This window comes from Microbulbifer pacificus (genome assembly GCF_033723955.1).
Classification (GTDB): Bacteria; Pseudomonadota; Gammaproteobacteria; order Pseudomonadales; family Cellvibrionaceae; genus Microbulbifer; species Microbulbifer pacificus.
In genome coordinates this window covers 543899-567252 of record NZ_CP137555.1, presented here as the reverse complement: position 1 = coordinate 567252, position 23354 = coordinate 543899, and the positions used below count along the sequence as shown (strand labels likewise).

The 23354-nt window shown below is 57.0% G+C and carries 20 protein-coding genes; 14 read left to right on the top strand and 6 right to left on the bottom strand.

The annotated features are described in order from the left end of the window. Window positions 1-160: 160 nt before the first annotated feature. The 10 genes from R5R33_RS02470 to R5R33_RS02425 all read left to right on the top strand — a co-directional run bounded on the left by R5R33_RS02470 (window position 161) and on the right by R5R33_RS02425 (window position 10612). Window positions 161-601: a VOC family protein gene (locus R5R33_RS02470; RefSeq protein WP_318954483.1), complete on the top strand. Its 441-nt coding sequence runs from the start codon at window positions 161-163 to the stop codon at window positions 599-601. Between the two features lie 45 nt (window positions 602-646). Then, complete coding sequence (locus tag R5R33_RS02465; RefSeq protein ID WP_318954482.1) at window positions 647-1756, top strand: hypothetical protein; 1110 nt, start codon at window positions 647-649, stop codon at window positions 1754-1756. A gap of 62 nt (window positions 1757-1818) precedes the next feature. Then, complete coding sequence (locus R5R33_RS02460; protein ID WP_318954481.1) at window positions 1819-2490, top strand: GntR family transcriptional regulator; 672 nt, start codon at window positions 1819-1821, stop codon at window positions 2488-2490. Next, a complete protein-coding gene (locus R5R33_RS02455; RefSeq protein WP_318954480.1) occupies window positions 2490-2798 on the top strand; it encodes a DUF6122 family protein in 309 nt (102 codons plus the stop codon). The genes R5R33_RS02460 and R5R33_RS02455 overlap by 1 nt, the downstream gene beginning before the upstream one ends. Before the next feature lie 294 nt (window positions 2799-3092). Next, on the top strand, window positions 3093-4442 hold the full coding sequence (locus tag R5R33_RS02450) for an aspartate aminotransferase family protein (protein WP_318954479.1): 1350 nt from the start codon (window positions 3093-3095) through the stop codon (window positions 4440-4442). A gap of 77 nt (window positions 4443-4519) precedes the next feature. Further along, window positions 4520-5908, top strand: a complete 1389-nt coding sequence (locus R5R33_RS02445; RefSeq protein ID WP_318954478.1) for a glutamine synthetase family protein — start codon at window positions 4520-4522, stop codon at window positions 5906-5908. Between the two features lie 368 nt (window positions 5909-6276). Then, on the top strand, window positions 6277-7086 hold the full coding sequence (locus R5R33_RS02440) for an OmpW/AlkL family protein (protein WP_318954477.1): 810 nt from the start codon (window positions 6277-6279) through the stop codon (window positions 7084-7086). Between the two features lie 219 nt (window positions 7087-7305). Further along, a complete protein-coding gene (locus tag R5R33_RS02435) occupies window positions 7306-8712 on the top strand; it encodes a glycosyltransferase family 4 protein (RefSeq protein ID WP_318954476.1) in 1407 nt (468 codons plus the stop codon). Continuing rightward, on the top strand, window positions 8712-9500 hold the full coding sequence (locus R5R33_RS02430) for a class I SAM-dependent methyltransferase (protein WP_318954475.1): 789 nt from the start codon (window positions 8712-8714) through the stop codon (window positions 9498-9500). The genes R5R33_RS02435 and R5R33_RS02430 overlap by 1 nt, the downstream gene beginning before the upstream one ends. Continuing rightward, complete coding sequence (locus R5R33_RS02425; RefSeq protein WP_318954474.1) at window positions 9497-10612, top strand: prenyltransferase/squalene oxidase repeat-containing protein; 1116 nt, start codon at window positions 9497-9499, stop codon at window positions 10610-10612. The genes R5R33_RS02430 and R5R33_RS02425 overlap by 4 nt, the downstream gene beginning before the upstream one ends. Here the strand turns inward: R5R33_RS02425 and R5R33_RS02420 are convergent. Next, window positions 10544-11188: a class I SAM-dependent methyltransferase gene (locus tag R5R33_RS02420; RefSeq protein WP_318954473.1), complete on the bottom strand. Its 645-nt coding sequence runs from the start codon at window positions 11186-11188 to the stop codon at window positions 10544-10546. The genes R5R33_RS02425 and R5R33_RS02420 overlap by 69 nt on opposite strands. 157 nt (window positions 11189-11345) lie before the next feature. On the opposite strand from R5R33_RS02420, the gene R5R33_RS02415 reads away from it, so the two are divergent. Then, window positions 11346-12068 (top strand): acyltransferase, encoded by a 723-nt coding sequence (locus R5R33_RS02415; protein ID WP_318954472.1) that lies wholly within the window; start codon window positions 11346-11348, stop codon window positions 12066-12068. A gap of 46 nt (window positions 12069-12114) precedes the next feature. Continuing rightward, window positions 12115-12624 carry a shikimate kinase gene (locus R5R33_RS02410; RefSeq protein ID WP_318954471.1) on the top strand — a complete coding sequence of 170 codons (510 nt, stop codon included), beginning with the start codon at window positions 12115-12117 and terminating at the stop codon, window positions 12622-12624. A gap of 246 nt (window positions 12625-12870) precedes the next feature. Here the strand turns inward: R5R33_RS02410 and R5R33_RS02405 are convergent, their stop codons facing one another. After that, on the bottom strand, window positions 12871-13341 hold the full coding sequence (locus R5R33_RS02405; RefSeq protein WP_318954470.1) for an Lrp/AsnC family transcriptional regulator: 471 nt from the start codon (window positions 13339-13341) through the stop codon (window positions 12871-12873). A 255-nt stretch (window positions 13342-13596) separates the two neighbouring features. On the opposite strand from R5R33_RS02405, the gene R5R33_RS02400 reads away from it, so the two are divergent. Then, window positions 13597-17148, top strand: a complete 3552-nt coding sequence (locus tag R5R33_RS02400; protein WP_318954469.1) for an indolepyruvate ferredoxin oxidoreductase family protein — start codon at window positions 13597-13599, stop codon at window positions 17146-17148. Window positions 17149-17255: 107 nt separating this feature from the next. Here the strand turns inward: R5R33_RS02400 and R5R33_RS02395 are convergent, their stop codons facing one another. Next, entirely contained in the window at window positions 17256-18497 is a 1242-nt protein-coding gene (locus R5R33_RS02395) for an OprO/OprP family phosphate-selective porin (RefSeq protein ID WP_318954468.1), read from the bottom strand. A 479-nt stretch (window positions 18498-18976) separates the two neighbouring features. Further along, window positions 18977-19867, bottom strand: coding sequence for a TraB/GumN family protein (locus tag R5R33_RS02390; RefSeq protein WP_318954467.1), 891 nt, complete (start codon window positions 19865-19867; stop codon window positions 18977-18979). Between the two features lie 315 nt (window positions 19868-20182). Here R5R33_RS02390 and R5R33_RS02385 point away from each other — a divergent pair, with 315 nt between their 5' ends. Next, entirely contained in the window at window positions 20183-21391 is a 1209-nt protein-coding gene (locus tag R5R33_RS02385; RefSeq protein ID WP_318954466.1) for a glycosyltransferase, read from the top strand. A 28-nt stretch (window positions 21392-21419) separates the two neighbouring features. Here R5R33_RS02385 and R5R33_RS02380 read toward each other — a convergent pair whose 3' ends face one another. Together R5R33_RS02380 and R5R33_RS02375 are read right to left on the bottom strand one after the other, a co-directional pair. Then, window positions 21420-22433 carry a glycosyltransferase family 4 protein gene (locus tag R5R33_RS02380; RefSeq protein WP_318954465.1) on the bottom strand — a complete coding sequence of 338 codons (1014 nt, stop codon included), beginning with the start codon at window positions 22431-22433 and terminating at the stop codon, window positions 21420-21422. Window positions 22434-22635: 202 nt separating this feature from the next. Next, a complete protein-coding gene (locus tag R5R33_RS02375; RefSeq protein ID WP_318954464.1) occupies window positions 22636-23241 on the bottom strand; it encodes an acyloxyacyl hydrolase in 606 nt (201 codons plus the stop codon). Window positions 23242-23354: the final 113 nt, after the last annotated feature.

The window sequence follows — 23354 nt, the reverse complement described above, 5'->3', positions numbered from 1 at the left end:
ACTGGCAGGTCGCAAGCGTCGGAGGCTGCTTTTTGGGCGGCCTGTAAAAAATGTCGATAGTATTTTTGGTACATTTCGCGCTGGTAACTTTTTGTCTGGTGACTAAAGTAGTCACCTTGTTGATGTATCGGGATTGTAATCCCACAAAGGAGGCGTTGCAGTGGAATATTTGCACACAATGGTGCGAGTCACCGATCTCGAAAAATCTCTGGAATTTTATTGCGACAAGCTGGGTCTGTATGAGGTTAGCCGCAATGATTACGAGAAAGGCCGCTTTTCTCTGATATTTCTTGCCGCGCCGGGCGATGCCGAATCCGCCAATGGCGACAAGCGCCCCTGTCTGGAACTGACCTATAACTGGGATCCGGAAACCTACAGCGGCGGACGCAACTTCGGTCACCTGGCCTATCGCGTCGACAATATCTACGAAACCTGCCAGCGCCTGATGGACATGGGTGTGACCATCAATCGCCCACCGCGGGATGGCTACATGGCCTTTGTGCGCTCGCCGGACAATATTTCCATCGAGTTGTTGCAGAAAGGCGAACCACTCGGGCCGCAGGAGCCATGGGCCTCCATGCCAAATACCGGGGAATGGTAATCAGGCCTGGCGGACAAGCAGATATACGTAGTTGAAGGGGTGAGCGTGAGTAAAGCGAGAAGTTGTGTGATCCTGGCGGGCAGTAATGCTGCTGGCCGGATCAGGGAAGAGGGCTTGCGCCCGGATATGATCTCTACGCAGGTAGGGGCGTCCGGCGGGCCCAAATGGCTGGTGATCAGTCAACTGGACCGGGTGCTGATCGGTGAATTTTTTCGCGATCGCAGTGCACCTATCGCGACCCTCGGCTCGTCCATCGGCAGCTTCCGCAACATGTGCTACGCCAATTCCAACCCCATGGCGGCGCTGGAAACGCTGGAGTACGGGTATATCAACCAGACCTATGACAGTGCGCGTCCGACACCAGCAGAAATTACCGCTGCCGGGGAGCGGATACTGCTCGACGTTCTTGGCAGCGCCGGGGCCGAAGAGGTGGCGAGTAACCCGGTGTGGCGCAGCCATTTCGTCACCGTTCGTGGGCGCGGGCCACTGGCGAGCGAAAAGAAGGCCGTGCTGGCTCCGGCGCTGCTGGCGTCGGCGCTGGCCAATGCGGTCAGTCGCCGCAGCCTGCGCGCCTTCTGGGATCGGGTGGTATTCCATACGGGCGATAGCCCCAGTATCACTTTCCGCAACCTGTCCACCGTCAATACACCGCTGAATCCGGAAAACGTCTGTCCGGCAGTACTGGCCTCCGGTTCGATCCCGCTGGTTATGGCCGGCGTACCCACCCCGGCGGGAGCGCCGGCGGGCAATTACCGCGACGGCGGCATTACCGACTACCACTTCGACCTGGGTTTCGAGCATCCGGATGGGCTGGTGCTTTACCCGCATTTCTTCCCCTATATGGTGCCCGGCTGGTTCGACAAAAGCTTCCGCTGGCGCTGGGTGCGCGGCGGTGCGATGCAAAATGTCATTCTGGTGGCGCCGTCGCCCGCCTGGGTGGCAAAGCTGCCTTACGGCAAGATCCCGGATCGGGATGACTTTGTGAAGCTCACCACCGAGGAGCGTCTGCGCTACTGGAATGCGGTGACCGAGGCCGGTAAACAGGTTGCGGAGGATTTCTACGAATTGTGGCAAACTGGCGCCATTGCCGACGAACTCATCGAAGTCGGTGGTGATCAGGCGCCGCACAAGCTGGCGCTGGCGATGTCCGCCTGAACGGCCTAGCGTTTCCTGGCGGGTTTCCTTTAACTGAATCCTTTGACGCGGGACCGCAAGTGATGGACGCCGAATTTATCGAGCCGCAGGAAGATTTTCGTACTACCCAGGAGCGCGTGTACTACCAGGTGCGCGACGCCTTACTGCGGGGCCAGTTTCTGCCCGGCAAGGCCATCACCATCCGCGGGCTGGCCGAGCAGTTGAACTGCAGCCCGATGCCGGTGCGCGAGGCGCTGCGCCGCCTCACCTCCGAACGCGCACTGGAGCTCTCCGATACCCGTCGGGTTACCGTGCCCAGCATGACCCGGGAACGGCTGGATGAAATCTGTGCGGCCCGCGTGGCGCTGGAATGCCAGGCGGCGGCCCAGGCGCTGCCATTTGTCACAGAGGGGGAGCTTGCGACCCTGCGGGCGCTGGATGACCGGGTCACCGCGGCGCTGAAGAAAAATGACATCCAGGAATACGTCACCGGCAACCTGGACTTCCACTTCACCCTGTATCGCCTCGGTCGCCCGCATATCATCCTGTCGCTGATCGAAAGCCTGTGGCTGCAGACAGCGCCACTCCAGCACCTGGTGTTTCAACGCTTCGGTGTACAGGAGTTGCCGGATCGCCACCAGGATCTGATTGAAGCCATCGCACAAAAAGATGAGCAGCGGGTGCGTACCGCCATTCGCCAGGATATCGAAGAAGGCCTGGGTTCTATTTCTGCAGAAGAGTTGTTGCCGATTTGATGTTCAGTTACCTCCATATCGTTTTACATGTCGTTGTTCCAGTGGCAATTGCCTGGTTTTTCTTCCGCAGCGAGTGGAAGAAAGCCGCATTGTTTATGCTGACCGCCAACCTGGTGGACCTGGATCACCTGCTGGCTAACCCGGTATACGATCCGGGTCGCTGCAGTATCAATTTCCACCCGCTGCACACAATGTTCCCCATCTCGTTTTACGGCGCCATGATGTTCCTGCCCTGGAAACCGGTGCGCTGGCTGGGTATCGGCCTGATTACCCATATGCTGCTGGATGCTGTCGACTGCGCAATCTGATCCGAAGTCCCTCTCTGCATACCTTGCTGAAATTTCCCATCACCGCGCTCGGGCGGTGATGGCGGTACCGCTGACTATATTGTTTCTGGACGTTTGGCCGGGGTAGGCTGGCTGCCCGTGGCCGGAAACTTGCGAATTCAGTTATGCCGGTCGCAAGTCCGTGGTGGAGTAATAGGAGCACTCTGCGGGAGGTGGTTGCACTCTCATGTCGGGTCACTCTAGAATGTGATCACATTTTAGGGCGCCCGCCGTTATCCAGATTGCAGGCGCATGGTAGGAAACAGGAGTGAGTTCATGAACAAGAGCCAACTACAACAGCATGACCGCGAGCACCTGCTGCATCCCTTCACCGATTTTCACGACCTGGGCCAACAGGGCACCCGTCTGATTACCAGTGCTGAAGGTGTCTACATCACCGATATCGACGGTCACAAAATGCTCGACGGTATGTCCGGTCTGTGGTGCTGCAACCTCGGCTACAGTCGCCGGGAGATTAGCGAGGCCATTTACGAGCAGCTGAACCGGCTGCCGTTTTATAACAGCTTTTTCCAGTGCACCACGGTGCCGTCCATCGAGCTTGCGGACCTGCTCGCGGAAGTGACGCCCGCGCACATGAATAACGTGTTTTTCACTGGCTCCGGTAGCGAGGCCAATGACACCAACCTGCGCATTATCCGCCGCTACTGGGATCTGAAAGACCTGCCGGAAAAACGCATCATCATCTCGCGCAATAACGCCTACCACGGTTCTACCATTGGTGGCGCCAGCCTTGGCGGCATGAGTGGAATGCATAAACAGTTCCAGAGCCTGGACTATATCGAGCATATCCAGCAGCCCTACTGGTTCGGTGAGGGCGGCGACATGTCCCCGGAAGAGTTCGGTATTTATGCCGCCCGCTGTCTGGACGAGAAAATCCAGGAGCTTGGGCCGGACAAGGTGGCGGCCTTTATCGCCGAGCCGATCCAGGGCGCCGGTGGCGTGATCATCCCGCCGGAAACCTACTGGCCGGAAGTGAAAAAGGTACTGGATCAGTACGACATCCTGCTGGTGATGGACGAGGTGATCTTTGGTTTTGGCCGTACCGGGGAGTGGTTTGGTTCAGACTACTACGGTGTGAAACCGGACCTGATGACCTTTGCCAAGGCGGTGACCAATGGCTACTTCCCGCTCGGCGGTACCATGGTGAGTGACCGGGTGGCCGATGTGATCAAGTCCAAGGGCGGTGAGTTCACCCACGGTTATACCTATTCCGCACACCCGGCCGCCTGTATGGCGGGACTGGCTACGCTCAACATCCTGCGGGAAGAAAAAATCATCGAAAACGTACGCGACAACACCGCGCCGTATCTGGCCAAGCGCTGGGCGGAGCTGGCGGACCACCCTATTGTTGGAGAGGCGCGTTCACTGGGCCTCGTCGGCGCTCTGGAACTGGTTAAAGACAAGTCCAGCCGCGCGCGCTTTGATGACAAGTGCACCGCGGGTGCCGTATGCCGCAATATGAGTATCAAGAACGGTCTGGTAATGCGCGCCACCGGCGACACCATGATCATTGCTCCTCCGCTGATCCTAACCACCGGGCAGATCGACGAGCTGGTCGAAAAGGCTCGTCGTGCGCTGGATGATACTGCCATGGCTATGGCGTAAACTGCGTCTCAAGGAACCCGCTCGTGTGATGTTTCGCGCGGGCGGGGGAAAAAATACCCCCCAGAAGTGAATTGGTTATGGCAGCACAAGAAAAATATGAGCCGTCCGAGGAATTGCTTGCAGCGTCTGAAGCTTTTCTTGACGCGCACCCGAAACTGAAATGGATTGAGGGCTTCGTTTTCGATATCAATGGTGTACCCCGGGGCAAATGGCTGCCTTCGGATTCTGCACACAAATTACTCGGCGGCGGACTGCAGATGCCGCGCAGTGCCGTTAGCCTGGATATTTGGGGTCGCGACATAGAAGACAATCCGCTGGTCTTTGCCAGTGGCGACAGCGATGGCATCTGCATGCCGGTGTCGTCCATCCATATGGCGCCCTGGCATAGGGAGCAGACTGCACAATTGCATATGCAGCTGTTCGAAGCGGATGGCACCGTATTGTTCGCCGATCCCCGTTCTCAGCTGCAGAAGGTTGTCGCGCGACTAGAGCGTCTCGGCTATAAGGCAGTATGTGCCACCGAGCTTGAGTTCTACCTCCTGCAGGAAGGAGCCGATGAATTGGGGCATCCCCGGCCGGTCAGTGACAATGACTCCGACCTTGTTCCATCCACCGATGTTTACGACCTGTCTGAACTCGATTCCCAGCGGCATTTTTTTGCCGACGTGCGCGCTGCCTGTGAAGCCCAGGATATCCCCGCTGATTCGATCATTTCCGAGTATTCTCCCGGCCAGTTTGAAATCAACCTGCTGCACTGTAATGATCCAGTAAAAGTGGCGGATCAGACCCTGCTGTTCAAACGGCTGTTGAAGGGTGTGGCCCGCAGTCACGGCCTGCGTGTCAGCACCATGGCCAAGCTGTTTGGAGATCTCTCCGGTAATGGCATGCACGTGCATCTGAGTCTGGAAGACAAGGACGGCAATAACGTGTTTGACGATGGCAGCGAAGAGGGTACCGACCTGCTGCGACAGGCGGTCGCCGGCATGATGGCGACGGCCAATGATTCCATGGCGATTTTCGCGCCCCACAGCAATTCCTACCGGCGTTTCCAGGAGAGCACTTACGCGCCGCTGAACCTGTGCTGGGGTTATGACAACCGCACCGTAACCTTCCGCATTCCCGCCGGCGACTGCCATGCCCGGCGTATCGAGCACCGCATTGCCGGTGCCGATGTGAACCCCTATCTGGTACTGGCGGCTATCCTGGCCGGCGTATGCCATGGTCTGGAAAATCGCCTGCAACCGCCGGAGCCGGTTGAAGGCGATGCCTATCAACTTGAAAGCGAACATCAATTGGTGAACACCTGGAGTGATGCGATCGACCAGTTCGAAGAAAGCAAGCTTTGGAAGGAATATTTCGATCCTGAATTCGTCGATCTGTTTGTGATGTTGAAACGCCAGGAGCTACATGAAATCGCAGCCAGGGTAACGGACGTGGAATACGAGAGCTACCTGCAGCGCGTCTGACGTGCTGACCGTGAATTTTCAGGCGTGGATTGCGACCAGTAATCAACGGCTTTGATGACAGGGGGGTAGGCAGTGGAAATTGCTCTGCTATACCTAATGAGAGGCGGCTGTGCACACGCGTACACAGCGCGTCGCAAACTCTCCTCCTGAAAGTGTGTTCGAGAAAACTGGCCCGCCTTATGGCGGGCATTTTTTTTGATGAATACGATCTTGCAGAAATTTCTTCCCATATGTCAGCTAATGCTTAGGCAGTACTTGCGGTTTTCTCGAAAACTCCACCTATACTGAAACTAACCGTACGCGCGGGTCATTTTTTGTGCAATGGCCCCGGCGGCCATGGAGCATTTCAGAGTTAAAAGGAGTTACCCATGCGAACCAAGTCCCTTCTTGTACCACTGGCGATTGCCGCCGCGAGTGCGGCGACACCTGCGCTTGCCGATTTCAAAGGCGGAGATTTTATCGTCCGTGTCGGCGCTGCCTATATGGATCTTACTGACGATGCGCTTAGCAGGGGTGACACGTTTTTTGTAGAGGATCCGATTGATCCTGATGCTCCCTTGATTCCGGTCACCGTCGACACTTTCCTGGACCTCGACGATGACACAACCTGGTTTATCAACGGCACCTTGTTTGTGGCTGATCACTGGGCCGTTGAACTTGGGTATATGGATGGGGCGGACCTCGATACCAATGTGGTCACCAGCATTTCTGCTCCAGACTATGGCCAGTGGTCTGCGGCAGGCAGTATTGGCAGCTTCGATACCAATGTCTCCACGCTGTTTGTGAACTGGTATCCGGTGTGTGTTGAATCCTGGGTGCAGCCATATGTCGGTATTGGCGTTAACTACACCGATATAGATCAGGATTACCTGAGAACGGTTGACCTTTCGTTTGTTGGGCCAGATGGTGAGGTGGTCAGAGACCCCGGCGGTCTAGTGAATTTCGGCAGCTCATTTAGCTGGGCAGCTCAAGTTGGTGTGGATATAGAATTTGGCCGCAATGCCAATTGGTTGTTCAATGCATCCGCCAAGTACATCGATGCTGATCCCCGCGTGGAAATCGGTTTTGACGCATTCGAGCCGGTGAATGGGGATGGGGTCAGTGTTCGCGTAAATGAAGATATGGAGTACGACTCCTGGATCTTTAATTTGGGTGTTGGCTACAAGTTCAGCTTCTGATCGTTGACGAATGCTCCAGACTTTTTGCCCCGGGACATGGGTCCCGGGGTGTTTGTGTTTCGAGTATTGATCGCGGAATCTGCAATTCTTTAGACTGATTGGTCTCGCCTCTGGTGTGGACGGATTCGGTCTGGCAGTCACTTCCTTGCCGGTGTATTCTTCGCTTCTTCAGACGCCTGTTTTTTGTGCGTCCGCCAAAACAATAAATCTGGGGAATCTATGACCGCCTTGGGAACTCGTACAGACGGTCCGACGGCCAGTAACCGGCCACTGAATATCTGTTTACTCGGCTATCGCAGCCATCCCCACTGTGGTGGCCAGGGAATATATCTCCACTACCTTAGCAAGGCTCTGGTGGATGCCGGTCACAAGGTCGATGTCATTTCCGGTCAGCCCTATCCCGAACTTGATCCCCGCGTGCGTCTGATCAAGATGCCAGGGCTCAATCTGTACGAACACGAAAATCCAACCCGTGCACTAAAGCCCCGGCATTTACTCAGTTGGGCAGATTTTTACGAGTGGTTTGGCAAGTTGACCGGCGCATTCGCCGAACCGTATACCTTCGGGCGCAGAGTCGCCCGTTATCTGCGCCATCACGGGAATCACTATGACGTGGTGCACGATAACCAATCGCTGTGTTACGGACTGCTGGACATTGAAAAAACAGGGATTCCAGTAGTTGCAACCATTCATCATCCGATTACCCGCGATCGTCAGCTGGCTTTGGATGCAGCGCCGGACTGGTTCTATCGGCTGCTGGTTCGCCGTTGGCACAGTTTTCTGAATATGCAGATCAAGGTGTCCCGACGCCTGAAGCATATCGTCACTGTTTCGAAACAATCCTTTGACGATATCGTCGAGCAATTTGGCGTTGCGCCGTCGCAATTGAAGCTGATTTACAACGGTATCGATACGGACATTTTTGCCCCCCAACCTCAGGTTGTGGCCAACCCTTTCCAGATCATGACAACGGCTTCCGCGGATCAGCCGCTCAAGGGCTTGCGCTTTCTGTTGCAGGCGGTGGCACTGCTGCGCGGTCGATACCCGCAACTAACCTTGTTGGTGGTTGGCAAGCTGAAAAAGGGCGGTGCCACTGAAAAACTGTTACAAGAACTGAAACTGCACGACTGTGTGCGCTTTGTCTCCGGCATTTCCAATCAGGAATTGGTCGAGCACTACGCGTCGTCCGGGATGGTGGTTTGTCCCTCGTTGTACGAAGGATTCGGCCTGCCTGCGGGAGAGGCCATGGCCTGTGGTGTGCCGGTGATTTCCAGTGACGGCGGGGCGCTGCCGGAAGTGGTGGGCGATGCGGGTATCGTGGTGCCCGCGGGAGACAGCGGTGCGCTCGCCCGCGCCATAGAGCGCCTGTTGTCAGATCCGTCGCTGCGTGCAGAAATGGGTGCGGCTGGGCGCAGAAGAATTGAACAGCAGTTTTCCTGGCAGGTGGCCGCTAAACACCTGGTGTCGTTTTACCGGGCAATCATCGGAATTTCCGCAGAGCCTGGAATGAATACTGACGTCGCGGGCAATGGCGAAGACCTACAGGCTCAAAAAAATCCTGGCAGCTCGCGGATTTCCCGCACTGCTTTTCCCAGTGGCGTCGGCAATCGGGGGGAGGCGGCCTGATGATTACCGTCAATCCTGATTTGTTGAGCCTCAGGCCTGGACAGCGGGTTCTCGACCTCGGCTGTGGCGAAGGACGCCACGCCATTCATCTTATGCTCACTGATGCCGTGGATATTTTCGCAGTGGATCTGAGTCAGCGGGATATAGCCACCGCTTGTGCACGTGCGGAGCCATTTATCGCCGGCAATCAGTCATCCGGTCGCCTGCTGTTTAGCGTGAGTGATGCGCTGCAGCTGCCGTTTGCGGACAATTTTTTTGATGCAGTGATCTGCTCCGAAGTGCTCGAACATATTGAAGATTATGAGGGTGTGCTGGCAGAAATTACCCGTGTGCTGAAGCCTGCAGGAATTTTTGCGGCGACGGTTCCTGCGTATTTCCCCGAGTGGGTTTGCTGGAAACTGTCCGATGCCTATCACCAGGTGGAAGGCGGGCATATCCGGATTTTTCGTGAAAAGCAGTTGCGGCATAGTGTCGAGCGGTATGGGCACCAGTATTTCGCCCGCCACAAGGCACACGCACTACACGCGCCTTACTGGTGGTTGAAGTGTCTGTTCTGGGGGCGCGAAGACCAGCCTCTGGTAAGCGCATATCACCGCCTGCTGGTATGGGACCTGATGCAGAAACCCCGGCTGACACGCTGGCTGGAAAAATTCCTCAATCCCGTGTTGGGTAAAAGTATCGCGCTGTATTTTGTAAAACCGGCGAGCCGGGATCAGGTCCATGAATCTTCCCCTGAGATGTTGCGGCACGCAACTGGCCGGGAACCCCATAGCGAGGTGGCTGCATGAGCCGTACAGTGGCTGCAGCTATTTCGCCGGGTACAGAGCTGCCTCTATTTCCCAAGAATTTTATTCGCCAGTGTGCCGAGTATATTCTTTCCCAGCAGCTGGAATGCGGCTGCATCCCCTGGTTTGGTGGCCATCACGCGGATCCCTGGGATCACGTGGAAGCGGCGATGGGGCTCAGTATTGCCGGTGAATATGATGCTGCGGAAAAAGCCTACGCCTGGCTGGCTGCGGAGCAGCTCGCGGATGGCAGCTGGTGGGCGGCGTACAAAGATGGTGAGGTAGACAATCGCGAGCGCCGTGAAAGCAATTTTGTCGCCTATGCTGCCACGGGAATCTGGCATCATTTTCTGATTACCGGCGACCGCGACTTTTTGTCGCGCTTCTGGCCAATGGTGGAGAAAGCTCTGGATTTTGTCCTGGCGCTGCAGTCGGAGCATGGCGATATTCAGTGGGCGGTGGACGCACAGGGCGAGCCCATGTGGGATGCGCTGGTTACCGGCTGCTCATCGATCTACAAAAGTTTCGAGTGCGGTATCCAGATCGCGGAAGTGCTGGGTAAATCGACGTCGAGCTGGAAAGTTGCACGGTCAAAGCTGGGGTATGCGCTGCGGGAAATGCCGGAGCGCTTTGATCGTACCTGGGAGAGCAAGGCACGCTTTTCCATGGACTGGTTTTACCCGGTGCTCACCGGAGTATTTGAAGACGGTGATGCGCGGGCGCGTTTACGTCAGAAATGGGATGAATTTGTGGTGGCCGGGCTCGGTTGTCGCTGTGTGAGCGATGAGCCGTGGGTTACCGTCGCGGAATCCTGTGAGCTCACCATGGCGCTGGTCGCCGCGGGCGAAGTGCACAGGGCGGAAGAGCTCTATCGCGGCCTGCACCGCTGGCAGGACCGGGATGGCGGTTACTGGACCGGCTATGTCTTTCGCGACAACGCAATCTGGCCCGAGGAAAAAACTACCTGGACGGTAGGCGCCATGCTGCTCGCCGCAGATGCGCTGGCAGGCCTTACCCCCGCCAGCACACTGTTTACCCGGGTGGCGTTACTGGATACGCCGCAGGATACCGAGCGTCTTGACCATCTCCACCAGCTCGAATTGAGCGGAAGCTAACGCCAGCCTGTAGATCTCGAAAGGCGCCTGACCGCCATCCGCGGGATTGGGAAAAATGTCGTGAATGGCCAGATATCCGCCGGGCACGACATGCCGGGACCAGCAGCGGTAATCGGTCATCGCCGCTTCGAGCGAGTGACCGCCGTCGATAAATACCAGGCCCAGGGGCGTGTTCCAATGGCGCGCTGCGATCGCGGAGGATGCCACTACCGGTACCACGCATTCTTCCAGGTCTGCCGCACGCATATTGCTGCGGAAATTGTGGAAACTGTCCATCAGCTGACTGCGCTCGTCAAATAGATCGCGGTCGTGGTATTCCTCACCGGGCTGGTGTTCTTCAGAGCCGCGGTGGTGATCTACTGCGAACAGGGTGTTGCCCATCAGCTTGCAGGCGCTGCCCAGGTAAACGGTAGATTTTCCGCAATAACTGCCCACTTCCAGGCATGGGCCGAGATCGCTAGCCTCTGCCGCGAGACGATAGAGCGCGGCGCCTTCCTGTGGGTCGAGAAAGCCTTTGATGCTGTCGATATCCAGGGGCAGTTCGAGAGGTTGTTCGGGTGAGTGTGAGATTTCCATAGTCATTCTTTGGCTTTGTTTATTGCACAGGACAGTAGCGGTGGATTACCAGGTTTGCAATGCACTCAGGGTGCAAATCTGTTGGCAAATAATAGCCGCATTTAAAAATCTGAAAATAATTCAGTCGATAATTTCCGCTGACGATACGAAAATAAATATGCGAAAGGATCATAGACCTTACTGGCTCAAGCGCCTGATGTTGCAGTATCGCAACTGGCGCTGCCGACATTTTCTGCTGCCTCAGTTTGATGCCATCGGCCGCGAACCGGAAGTGATGCATCCTGCATCGGTAAAGGTATTCGGCAACAACATTCGTCTGGGCAACTTCCCGCACCTGATCTCCACCCCGGATAACTGTATCCGCTTTACCGCCATGGGCCACCGCGGCGGCGATGCCCATATCACCATTGGTGACTATGTGTTGATTTCCCCGGGCGTACGCATCTCCGCCGGGCAATCCATAACAATTGGCGATTCCTGCATGCTTGCCGCCAATGCCTATATCTCCGATTCCGACTGGCATGGCCTTTACAATCGCACCCGTCCTTTTCGCTGCACCGCACCTGTGACCATTGGCAACAATGTCTGGATTGGTGACAGCGCGATCATCTGCAAGGGCGTTTCCATCGGCGATAACGCGGTGGTGGGGGCGGGTAGTATCGTGACCCGCGACGTCCCCGCAAATACCGTGGTTGCTGGCAATCCGGCACGCGAGATCAAGCAGATCAATTCCCGCCGGCGGATGATCACCCGCGAAGCACTGTTTGCCGACAGTTTCCGGCAGGCGCACAACCTGGATGAATTGGATAAAATGCTGCTCACCGGCAACAGTCTGCTGGGGTGGCTGCGGTCTGTTATTTTGCCGCGGCGTGGAGACTGAGTCGTCGGACCTGTCGTTTGATCGTCAATTTGGAAGTCGGATAACAATGAGTAAACAGGGCAGTGTGGTACTGATAGGAATGCCGGGTGCCGGCAAGAGTACGCTTGGGGTGTTGCTGGCGAAGGAGCTGGCGAAGGATTTCGTGGATACGGATGTGCTGATCCAGCTGCGGGAAGACAAAACCCTGCAGGAAATCATGAATGAAAGCGATTATCTGAACCTGCGTCGTATTGAAGGGGAGGTGATTGCCGAGGCGGTACTGCCCAATCATGTCATCGCTACCGGTGGCAGTGCGGTGTATAGCGAAGAAGGTATGCACAACCTGCTGAAATTCGGCCCCGCGGTGTTTCTCAACTGCACGGCAGATGAATTGCGCCGGAGGATTCACAATTATGAAAGCCGCGGTATTGCGAAGGCGCCGGGGCAGAGTTTTGATGAACTGTTTGAAGAGCGCCAGGCTCTTTATCGCCGTTACGCGGATATTGTTGTGGATTGCGACGGAAGTGATCTGGAGCGGGTTCTGGCCGAGGTGGTCAGTAGGCTTGCAGATCGCTAAACGGCTAAAGCTTCGTAGCTAGTTATGTTGCGTTGCCGCCACCGGATACTAATTGCAGCGCTGATAGTTCGAATTGAAGGGCAAGTGCCGGGGATTTGTTTTTGAAAGCGTCGGAAACAGGGATGTTTCCGACGCAGCCTACAGGGACGTATTCATGGCGGTTTCAAAAACAAATCCCCGGTACTTGGCCGCCACAAAGCTAAAAACAGAGCTCCGTAAAAAAAATCGGAGCTCGAAGCAAAAAAATCAGAGCGGAAGCTGAGTGGTGTACTTAACCTGCTTCAATGCAAAGGTAGAATTCACAGAAGCCACATTGGGCAAGTGAACGAGAGAGCGCTTCAGCAGCTGCTCGTAATGCTCAACGCTGTCCACCACTACCCGCAGAACATAGTCTTTGTCGCCACTGGTGGAGTAGCATTCCACAACTTCCTGAACATCCTGCACCGCGGATTCAAAGTTGTTCAGTGAATCCTCGTCGTGGTTTTGAATCGTCACATAGCAGTATACTGTGACCCCTAAGTCAAGTTTGCGCGGATCAAGGAGAGTGACGCGACCACGGATGATACCCTCGGCTTCAAGGCGCTTGATCCGGCGCCAGCAAGGTGTATGGGAAAGGCCAACTTTGTCTCCAAGCTCAGCCATGGAATAATCGGCGTTTTCCTGCAGCGCCCGCAGAATCTTGCGGTCGAAATCATCCAGGTCTGTTGAGCGCTTCATATAAACTCCTGTCCTACAGTTTCAGTCTTGCTCGAGATGGCTGTCATAATTTTACGTGCAAACCCGTAAATAAAGCAATGTTTCCATGTGCCGAAGGCACTAGTATGGCTTGACCACGCCGTCGCAATTTCCGGACGCTGTATCAACAAGTCGTCTAAATCGGCGCCGAAATCGGCGACGCGCGCCTCTAATCACAATAATTACCGGATGTCTGCTTAAGTAGTGGGTGTCCACCAGAGGAAAAGAAGTAGGCGTATGAGTGAGCACAATGTGAACACCGAGTCTCAGGCTGTAGCCGCGAGATCGGTATCCCTCGATGACCGGTTTACCACTCTCAAGGGGCGAGTACTGCTTTCGGGTATCCAGGCCCTGGTGCGGCTTCCCATCGACAAAATGCGCATCGACCGTGCACGCGGTCTCAACACCGCGACCTTTATCTCGGGATATCGCGGCTCCCCCCTCGGTGGTTACGACCAGCAGTTGAGTCGCGCCAAGAAACTTCTGAGCGAGTACAACATCCGCTTTGTGCCCGGTGTGAACGAAGAGCTGGCGGCTACGTCGGTATGGGGTTCCCAGCAAGTGGGGCTGTTCGAAGGCGCGGAGGTGGATGGCGTTTGCGGTATCTGGTACGGCAAGACGCCCGGTGTAGACCGCTCCTGTGACGCCTTCCGCCACGCCAATGCAGCCGGTTCCTCTCCCAAGGGCGGTGCGCTGATCATCGCCGGCGACGACCATGGCTGTAAGTCGTCCTCCTATCCCGGGCAGTCTGAATTCGCCTTTGTGGACATGCATATTCCGGTGCTGAACCCCGCCACGGTGCAGGAAGTACTGGATTACGGTCTCTACGGCCTCGAGCTGTCCCGCTTCAGCGGATGCTGGGTGGCGATGATCACCCTCGCCGAAAATATGGACAGCGCCTCTACCGTCGAGGTCGATCCGGACAGTGTTTCCTTTGTGTATCCCGAGATTGAGCGCCCGCCGGGCGGACTCAATATCCGCAAGCAGGACAACCCGCTCGAACAGGAGGAGCGCCTGTGGCGCTACAAGCGCCCGGCGGCACTGGCCTTCGCTCGCGCCAACCAGCTGAACCGGCTGGTGCTCGATAACCCGGGTGCCACCCTCGGTATCGTCACCGCCGGCAAGGCCCATCTGGACCTGATGCAGGCGTTCGAGGATATGGGCATCGACGAAGATCGTGCCCGCGCACTGGGCATCCGCATTCTCAAGGTGGGCATGACCTACCCGCTGGACGTTCCCGGTATCCAGGAATTTGCCCGTGGTCTCGACCGTCTGCTGGTGCTGGAAGAAAAACGCAGCCTGATGGAAGTGCAGCTGAAAGAAGAGCTGTACAACGTCCACGTGCGCGATCCGCACTTCCCGCGCATTCTCGGCAAGGTTGATGAGCACGATAACCCGTTGCTGCCGGTATACGGTGAGCTCTCACCGGCGGTAGTGGCGCAGGTGCTGGGTTACCTGCTCGGTGAAGATAAATTGCACGAGCGTGCCCGCCATCGCCTGATGCGCCTGGACGCGCTGGCGGAGCGTATTTCCGCGCAGGCGGGTTCCAGTGTTGCGCGTCTGCCGATGTTCTGTGCCGGCTGCCCTCACAACCGCTCCACCCGCGTACCGGAGGGCAGTCGCGCGCTGGCGGGTATCGGCTGTCACTACATGGCCCAGTGGCTGGATCGCGAAACCTACACCTTTACCCAGATGGGGGCAGAGGGTGTTAACTGGATTGGCCAGGCGGCCTTCACCAGTGAACCTCATGTGTTTGTAAACCTGGGTGATGGAACCTATTTCCACTCCGGTATTCTCGCCATTCGCGCCTCTGTGGCCGCCAGGGTGAATATCACCTACAAGATTCTGTACAACGACGCCGTCGCCATGACCGGTGGTCAGCCGCACGACGGCGAGCTGCGCCCGGACATGATCTGTCGCCAGGTGCTGGGGGAAGGGGTGAAGAAGGTCGTACTGGTGATGGATGACACCAACAAGTACAAGGGAGCGTTGAGCTTCCCCGGTGAGGTGGAAATCCGTCACCGCGACCATATGCCGACCGTAATGAAGGAGTTGCGGGAAGAGCCCGGTTGCACCGTCATCGTCTACGACCAGACCTGCGCCACGGAGCTGCGCCGCAAACGTAAGCGCGGATTGCTGCCGAAAGCGGAAGGTCGTCCCTTCATTAACGAACTGGTGTGCGAGGGATGCGGTGATTGCGTCACCCAGTCCAGCTGTATCGCGGTGGAAAAGGTGCCGACCGCCCTCGGTGACAAGCGCCGGATCAACCAGACCGCCTGCAACCAGGATATGTCCTGTGTGAACGGCTTTTGTCCGTCATTCGTTACCGTAAAAGGCGGCAAACTGAGCAAGCGTGCCGGTGTCGGCGACGCCCTGTGTCAGGCGGCGGACAAGCTCGCCGCGCCGCAGATGCCGGATCTGACGGAGCCATTCAATCTGTTGGTGACCGGCGTCGGTGGTACCGGTGTCGTGACCATCGGTGCACTGCTGGCGATGGCGGCGCACATTGAAGGTCGTGCCTGCAGCACTCTGGACCAGACCGGGCTCGCGCAGAAAGGCGGTGCGGTGTACTCCCATGTGCGCTTTGCCAAGCGCCCTGAAGACTTGCAGGCGGTGCGCATTTCCGATGGTCGCGCCGATGCACTGATGGCCTGCGACCTGATCGCTGCTGGCAACCTGTCTGCGAGCCTTGCCAAGCTGGATGAAACCCTCAGTCGTGCGGTGGTAAATACCCACCTGAGCCCGACGGCGGCCTCGGTGCTGGGGCGTGAGGACATCCACTCACCGCAGGCGGTGCTCGATACAATCAAGGATGCCGTGCGGGAGCTTGATGTGGTCGAGGGGCACACCCTCACCAAGGCCGCCCTTGGCGACACCCTGGCGGCGAATATTTTCATGCTGGGATTCGCCTGGCAGAAAGGCCTGATTCCCTTAGGGCTCTCGTCCATTCAGCAGGCAATCGAACTGAATGGTGTGGCCGTGCAGGCCAACCTCCAGGGTTTTGCCGCCGGCCGCCTCGCAGCGACCGACAGGCCCGCCCTGGATCGGCTGCTGGTGAAGGGCGAAGAAAAAACGCTGCCGCAGGGGCTCGAAGATATTGTGGCGCACCGGGTTGCGCACCTCACTGGCTACCAGAATGTCGCGCTGGCGCGCCGTTACCGCGCGCTGGTGGACCGGGTGCAAGCAGCGGAAATTCTGAAAGTGCCGGGCAGTGAGGCGTTGGCGGAAGTGGTTGCACACAATTATGCCAAGCTGCTGGCCTACAAGGACGAATACGAGGTGGCGCGCTTGTATAGCGATGGCCGCTTTATGGATTCCCTGCGAGAAAATTTCGCCGGTGATTTCGAACTGGAGTTCAATCTGGCGCCGCCGCTGTTGAGCCGCTTCGACAAAGATCTTGGGCGCCCGCGCAAGATGAAGTTCGGCGGCTGGATGCACCGTGCATTCGGTGTGTTGGCAAAGCTGCGCTTCCTGCGCGGTTCCGCGCTGGATATTTTTGGCTACACTGCCGAGCGTAAAATGGAGCGCGCGCTGATTGCGGAGTACGAAAACCTGGTCAATGAAGTCATTGGCAAACTCAATGCGGAAAACCATGCGGCGGCCATTGAACTGCTGGGTTACCCGGATCTGATTCGCGGCTACGGTCTGATCAAGGATGGAAATGTAGAGAAGGCGAATCAGGTAAAAGTGGTGTCGCTGCAAAATTTCTACAACCCGAAAGCGGGTGTGCAGGATTCAGCTGTGCAGGTGGAAGTGTTTGATCCGGCCAAGGCGCAGCAAGTGGGATAAAACCCGGCAGCTGGGTTGAAACACAGCCATGGGGTAGTTCCCATGCTGTATTAAAAAAATGGCGAGCTCAAAGCTCGCCATTTTTTTGTAGGTAATTCGCCGTGGCGTTACCAGCCGATTTGCGCGCGCAGCCCCAGCTGATCGGTGCCGTCGCCGGTGAAGTCGTCGTCACCGATGATGTAGTTAAGCATAAAACGCACATTGCGATTGGCGTAGAAGTTGAGGCCGAAGGTGACGCTGCTGGCCTCTAAGTCCGAGATGTTCGCATTTTCCATGGTGTCGTAGCGGAAGGTCAGTTCCCAGGCGCCGCCCCACAGGCCATCGCCGCTAGGCTTCGCGGAGCTAAACGCGCCGCGCTTTTTGCTGTACGCCTTGTGTTCTCCCGTCAGCATCCAGCTTCCCTGAATGTACCAGGTGCGAACGGTCTGGTTGTCGATAAAGCAGCCGAGATCCGGATCGCAGTAAAAGGGCGCCGGTGCACCGAATTCATCTTCGAAATCCTCTTCCGAGAGATAGTAATTGCCCTCAAAATCGCCGACGGTGTACTCCGCCTGCAGGTAAACCGGGCCGTAACTGCCAGCGAGCTCCAGTGCCGCGGTGGTGGCATCACCACCCAGATTGCCCGGAGTAAGCGCCATTAACTGGGAAGGACCACGGCGGCCGGCATAATCGGCCTCGGCAACCAGATCGCTGGAATTTCGATTGTTGTTTTCGAAGCTGACCGAGGTGCCCAGGTGCAGGGTCAGGTCATCGGTATTGACCGGTGCCCAGGCGAGACGGCCCGCTGCGCCCACACCCTCGTTGCGCGGGGTACCCGCATCGCGCAGGTTAAAGGCCATGAAACCAAGGGTGTAACAGTCCTGCACGCCGGTCCAGCCGATGCCCTGCTGGAACTGATGGCCATCGTAGAGACCGGTGGAGCTGGAGAACGGGCGTTCCAGCATGGTCAGCTCGTTGGAGCTGGTCATCTCCGCCATGGAGCGAAACGGTTTGAACTGGCCGATACGGATTTCACCGTTGAGAAACTCATGCGCCAGATACACATCGCGGTATCCGCTCAGGGTATCGCCGCCGGTGAAATCCTGTTCCAGCACATAGCTCCAGTCGTAGATATTGCCTTTCAGGGTGATACGCGCGCGGCGGAAATCTGTGGTGCTGATGGGGTCTTCGAGATCACTGTCAAACAGATAGGTATCGAAATGAATCCGCCCGCCAAGGGAGGCGGAATAGTTGCCGTCATCGGACTTGATTTCCAGATTACCCTTGGTTGTTGCTTCATCCGCGGCGGCAGTGCCCGAGAGCAGGGTGGTCATGGTGGCGGCCATCAGGCTCTTGTGGAGGCGTGTCATGTCGTATATCCCGTACTTATGGCTGTGTTATTGGCGGCGAATGCTAACAGCCGATTCCTTCTGTAAAAAATTGGAAACATTTCTGAAACAATTTGAATCCATAAAAATAGATTCTTGTTTCCGTAACATTACTGCAATAAAGATGTGATATCGGCGGAGGGGTGTTTGTCGATTTTGGAGAGTTTGTAGATGCGGCGCCAGCGGTCAGGCAATTACATCGGTATTTCTGTCTTCGCCGAGGTCTAAATTCAGCATATGACGTACTTTGGTAATTGCGTAAAGGTCGGCCCACAAAATGGCGCTGCCTACCTTACATCGAGCTTTCAGTCTGAAGGAGGGGAGAATATAGCCGAGGTTGTGGGTGCCGTCTTCCCTTTTGTAGGAGTTTTTAACCGAATTACTGGCGGATTTGGCAGCGCCTTCCATTCGTGGTCGCGGCCTTACCCGGCCACTCGCCTGTGATGGGAAAAGATGCTGAATCAGATCTGCTTGACGCTAAATCCGGCGGTTTTCAGGTAGTCGGTGACAGACTTCCCTCCGACAAGATGGCCGGCACCGACTACTACGAACAGCGTTTCATACTGCTGGCTGAAAGACTGGATCTTCTTCGCCATTTCCCGGTTGCGCGCGTAGAAGAGGCGCTCGTGTAATTGCTCAAACTCTGGGTGGTCCTCAATGCCTTCGCGGAAAATCAGGTCATAAAGGGCGCCCTGATCACCGGTCTTCCAGGCCCCGGTCATGCGCGGTACGAACTTGTCCATTTCCTCCAGTTGCTCCAGGGTCTGCTGTAAAAAGAGATCAGGTTTTTCCAGACCGTTCAGGAGTGCCAGCTGTTGCATGACGCTTTCCAGCTCCAGGGTGGGTTTGTTCTGCTGGTGTGCCTGCAGGAGAAAGTGACGGTCGATGCCCGCGTTCGGGTCCAGTCCGCGGGCCTGCATTTCCAACAGGCTCAGGGTAATCATGGCGATGGCGGGGCGCATACGGCTGAAATGGATTTCCGGAATCTGGCGCTTTTGCAGCCACGCCTGTAGCTGCCCATACACCGCGGGAGATACGTGGTTTTTCAGTTGGTCGCCCGGTGGGTAAAAGGATTCCCGCATCACTTGTTGCTGCAGTTGCGGGTCGGACTCCATGGCGATCACATCGGCTTCTACCACCAGTACGTCGCTGCTTTTGTAGGCATCGGCGATGGTGTCCCGCAGGGGGTAAAAGCTCTGGTCGGCGAGATGGATGGAACCGAGCAGGTATACCGTGTTTTCCCCCTTCGTTGCCTCAAACAGCAGGCCGCGGTCGTTGGCGGCGAGTGCCTGCATCGTGAACAGCGCAAAAAATAAAACGAGCAGCCAGTTGGCGGCGGACGTTTTGCACATGTGATGTCGGGGACGGGCGGCTGATTGGCAGAGTTCCATATCGTGTTCCGTGAGTTTCTGGTCGGAAAATTCTACCGGATTCCGCCCAGCTTGTGATTTATGTCGCCGTTACGAAAATTGTGCGCCCTGGCGCAGAAATCAGCTGTACAATCACTAAGTCACTAAAGCCCGGATACAGAGTCAGGTAATCCTGGCGTGCGCTCGCTTCCGGTTCGGAATCCGTTACCAAAAAATAATCTTGTGCGGCCTGTTGTGCTGCCTGTCAGGCGGGTGATAAGAGTGGCGATTAAATCGTGGAATGGAGTTTGCTCGGCTATGCGGATTGTACAACTGGTGCCCTCTTTGGAAGGTGGAGAACTGGCGCAAGAGACGCTGGAGTTCGCCCAGGAGCTCGCCAGACAGGGGCATGAATCCGTAGTGATTTCTGCGGGTGGTACGTTGGTCTCGCGCCTGACCCTGCACAGCTGCCAGCACCACGAACTGCCCGTTGACCAGAAGCGGCTTTTCAATGCCCGTGTGCACAGCAAGCTGCGCCACCTGCTGGAATCCCTGCAGGCAGACATACTTCTGGCGCGCGATGCACTGTGCAGCTGGCACGCTTGGAAAGTCTGGCAATCCCTGCCGGAGACAGGGCGCCCGCGCCTGGTAACCCTGTTGCATTCCCTGCCGCCCGGCGGATCTCTCCGCGGACGCATCAACGGCGCGCTAGCTCGTGGGGAGCTGGTGTTAGCCGCTTCCAGGACACTGGCCAGTGAGTTGCAGCGGCGTCACGCAGCAATTCTCAAGCAGACGCCAGCGGTTTTGAGCGGAGGGGAATTTGAAGAGTACCCCGGATTGCGGGTGCATTATCGTGGGGTGAATATCCGTGAGCTGGACCGGCGGGCGCCGGTTTCCGGCCACTGGCACCAGAAACTGCTGAACCAGTTTCCGCAGCTGGAGGGGCGCAACTGGCTTCTGCTGCCCGCACCCATTGCGCCAGGCAAGGGGCAGGAGCGCTTTCTAGAGTTGCTGGCGACACTGAAACAGACTCGTCCGGATGTTTTTGGCCTGGTTGTCGGCGCAGTTGAGCCGGGACAGGAAAAGTTTGCCCGCAATCTGGAGCGACGCGCCGAGACCATGGGGCTTGCGGAACACGTGCTGTTTCTCGGCGCCCGTAGGGATATGCGTGAGTTCTATGCGAGTGCGCGAGTCACGCTGGATCTTGCCGACGACCGGGCCGCCAGCGGCAGGGTTGTCACCGAGTCGCTGGCCATGGGCTGCCCCGCGGTGGCGATAGCCGGTACCGGGATTGAGATGCTGCAGCAATGCTTCCCGCAGGGGGTGTTGCCAGACCTGTCCGGCAAAAGTGATGCTGCGGTGGCGGCGCAACTCGCGGATGCTTGCGAATCCATACTCGGCAACCCGCTCAATGTGAATTTCTCCGGTTTCAGCCTGGCGGAGACCACGGCCCAGGCGGTGAGCTGGTTCCAGTCCCTGTGTGGAGATAGAGTCGCATCCCGGCATTCCGCCACAGGGATGGGCTGATTCCCGCATTGCATGAAAGTCTGATTTTTCAGGCCATCAATCCCGCGTAAACCTGCCATGTGGCCCGCGCCATGGAGTCCAGAGTGAACTCCGACTGCGCGCGGGCAAACAGCGGTGCAAAATCCTTTTCCAGTGTTGTGCTCTGCAATGTCGCGCGTATTTTTTCCGCGATATGCGCAGGTGCGATTTCGCTCAGCAGATATTTTTGCGGCAGGTAATCGATGACATTTCCACTGCCATTGGCGATGACCGGGGTGCGGTGCAGCAGCGCCTCCAGCAGGGTATAGGGCGTGCCTTCGGCCACTGCCGGTATGATGACCAGATCGGCAGCCTGCATGAAATTTGCCACCGCATTGTTCCCTGCAAAAAAAACTACCCGCGCGTCCAGTTGCAGATTGCTGGCCTGCTGCTGCAGTGCCTCCTTTTCCGGTCCATCTCCCAGCACCACCAGGCGTGCATCCGGCAGTAGCGGCAGCGCGGCGATCAGCTGATCGACACAGCGCGCCTTTATCAGTCGGCTTGCAACCAGCAGTGTCGGCCCACCGGTAGCGTCCAGTTCCGGTACTGGCGCGCTGGTCGCCGGGGCCGACAGTTCCACTCCATTGGGGATGATGGTCCACTCCAGCTTTGAATTGGCGACGGTGTTGTGGCTGATGGCAATGCGCGCATCGAAGGCGCTGGCGAGCTTGTCGCGCGGATGCCGAACATTGTGGCGGGTGATTACCTGTCGGGTTTCCGTGAAGGGCTGTACCGCGGCCAACAGCTGCGCGGATTTTGAACCGTGCCCGTGCACTATCTGGTAGCCGCCCTTGCGGATCACGCTGGCGAGGCGCCAGACCAGGTTCGGGTGGTGGCGGCTGCGATCGGTATTGAGTGGAATGAACTGGATGCGTTCGTCCAGTGTGGTCAGATACCTGGGGTGGGCAATCACGGCAACCCGGGCGCCGGTATTGTGCACCTGCCAGCGCGACAGGTCGGCAACGTGTTTTTCAAGCCCGCCGTGTTCCCGGCTGGCAATCAGATGGCAGATGGTCTGAATCATGCGGCTAGAAGTCCAATATCTCTGGAGCGCCGCGTTATTGTTATTGCGGTTGGGCAGGTCGCCGGAAAATTCCGGTGTGGCTACGGCGCCAGGTAGTCAGCCAGATCCGGCTGTCCTTGAAAGCGCAATTGTCTCCCGTTGGTGTGACAGGATTTTGATTTAATTATTACTATTTTGTTGCGCAATGGACTCAATAAGGACATCAAAATTTCTTGTGCCAGTTCAGCGAGGCGAAATCGAACCCGGGATTGGGGGTGTTGGTATAGCCGTTGGAGAAGTGGCTGTAGCGCACTGACAGGGTGTCGCCACCTTGCAGGGTGTAGCCCGCGGCAAAGTGCAGGGCGAAATTCAGATGGGTGGTGAGTTCGATCTGGCCAAAGCTGCGCTCGTCAAGGTAGGCCGCACCGATACCGAATTCACCGAAAAGCCCCTGAGACTCCCGGCGCGGATACCAGCGCACAACCGGCTTCAGTTCCCAGATCTGCTGCTTCTGTTCCCGTCCGCGATAGTCGTGCCACATATAGCTGTAGCTCACCTGGGCCCACCACTGAAAGTGGTGATTTCCCGGGTAATCGTAAAACTGATATGCCCAGTTGGCGCCCACCATATTCGAGCCGGCGATGGACTTCTGCTGGATCAATGCATTCCCCAATCCCTTGCCGCCGCTGATGATGAATTCCTGTGCCCCCTCTATCCCGCCGCTGTTGGTCTGGGCATGGACGGGAAGTGTCAGCAGCGCGGTGCCGCACAGGATAAAAATCGGGTAGGCGCGGTATATTGCGGAATCGCCAGATCGGGGACGGGGCATGATGCTATCGCCAGTTGACTCGCCAGTTATTGCTCTAAATTCCGGGCTTTTGAAGCTTGCCGGCCTTTTGCAAGGTTAGCCGCTATCAGGGCGATGGCAAGCAGAGCATCCCG

Coding starts and splice junctions, on each gene's coding strand:
- R5R33_RS02460 (WP_318954481.1), top strand. CDS start 1,819: ATGGACGCCGAATTTATCGAGCCGCAGGAAGATTTTCGTACTACCCAG.
- R5R33_RS02455 (WP_318954480.1), top strand. CDS start 2,490: ATGTTCAGTTACCTCCATATCGTTTTACATGTCGTTGTTCCAGTGGCA.
- R5R33_RS02450 (WP_318954479.1), top strand. CDS start 3,093: ATGAACAAGAGCCAACTACAACAGCATGACCGCGAGCACCTGCTGCAT.
- R5R33_RS02445 (WP_318954478.1), top strand. CDS start 4,520: ATGGCAGCACAAGAAAAATATGAGCCGTCCGAGGAATTGCTTGCAGCG.
- R5R33_RS02440 (WP_318954477.1), top strand. CDS start 6,277: ATGCGAACCAAGTCCCTTCTTGTACCACTGGCGATTGCCGCCGCGAGT.
- R5R33_RS02435 (WP_318954476.1), top strand. CDS start 7,306: ATGACCGCCTTGGGAACTCGTACAGACGGTCCGACGGCCAGTAACCGG.
- R5R33_RS02430 (WP_318954475.1), top strand. CDS start 8,712: ATGATTACCGTCAATCCTGATTTGTTGAGCCTCAGGCCTGGACAGCGG.
- R5R33_RS02425 (WP_318954474.1), top strand. CDS start 9,497: ATGAGCCGTACAGTGGCTGCAGCTATTTCGCCGGGTACAGAGCTGCCT.
- R5R33_RS02420 (WP_318954473.1), bottom strand. CDS start 11,188: ATGGAAATCTCACACTCACCCGAACAACCTCTCGAACTGCCCCTGGAT.
- R5R33_RS02415 (WP_318954472.1), top strand. CDS start 11,346: ATGCGAAAGGATCATAGACCTTACTGGCTCAAGCGCCTGATGTTGCAG.
- R5R33_RS02410 (WP_318954471.1), top strand. CDS start 12,115: ATGAGTAAACAGGGCAGTGTGGTACTGATAGGAATGCCGGGTGCCGGC.
- R5R33_RS02405 (WP_318954470.1), bottom strand. CDS start 13,341: ATGAAGCGCTCAACAGACCTGGATGATTTCGACCGCAAGATTCTGCGG.
- R5R33_RS02400 (WP_318954469.1), top strand. CDS start 13,597: ATGAGTGAGCACAATGTGAACACCGAGTCTCAGGCTGTAGCCGCGAGA.
- R5R33_RS02395 (WP_318954468.1), bottom strand. CDS start 18,497: ATGACACGCCTCCACAAGAGCCTGATGGCCGCCACCATGACCACCCTG.
- R5R33_RS02390 (WP_318954467.1), bottom strand. CDS start 19,867: ATGTGCAAAACGTCCGCCGCCAACTGGCTGCTCGTTTTATTTTTTGCG.
- R5R33_RS02385 (WP_318954466.1), top strand. CDS start 20,183: ATGCGGATTGTACAACTGGTGCCCTCTTTGGAAGGTGGAGAACTGGCG.
- R5R33_RS02380 (WP_318954465.1), bottom strand. CDS start 22,433: ATGATTCAGACCATCTGCCATCTGATTGCCAGCCGGGAACACGGCGGG.
- R5R33_RS02375 (WP_318954464.1), bottom strand. CDS start 23,241: ATGCCCCGTCCCCGATCTGGCGATTCCGCAATATACCGCGCCTACCCG.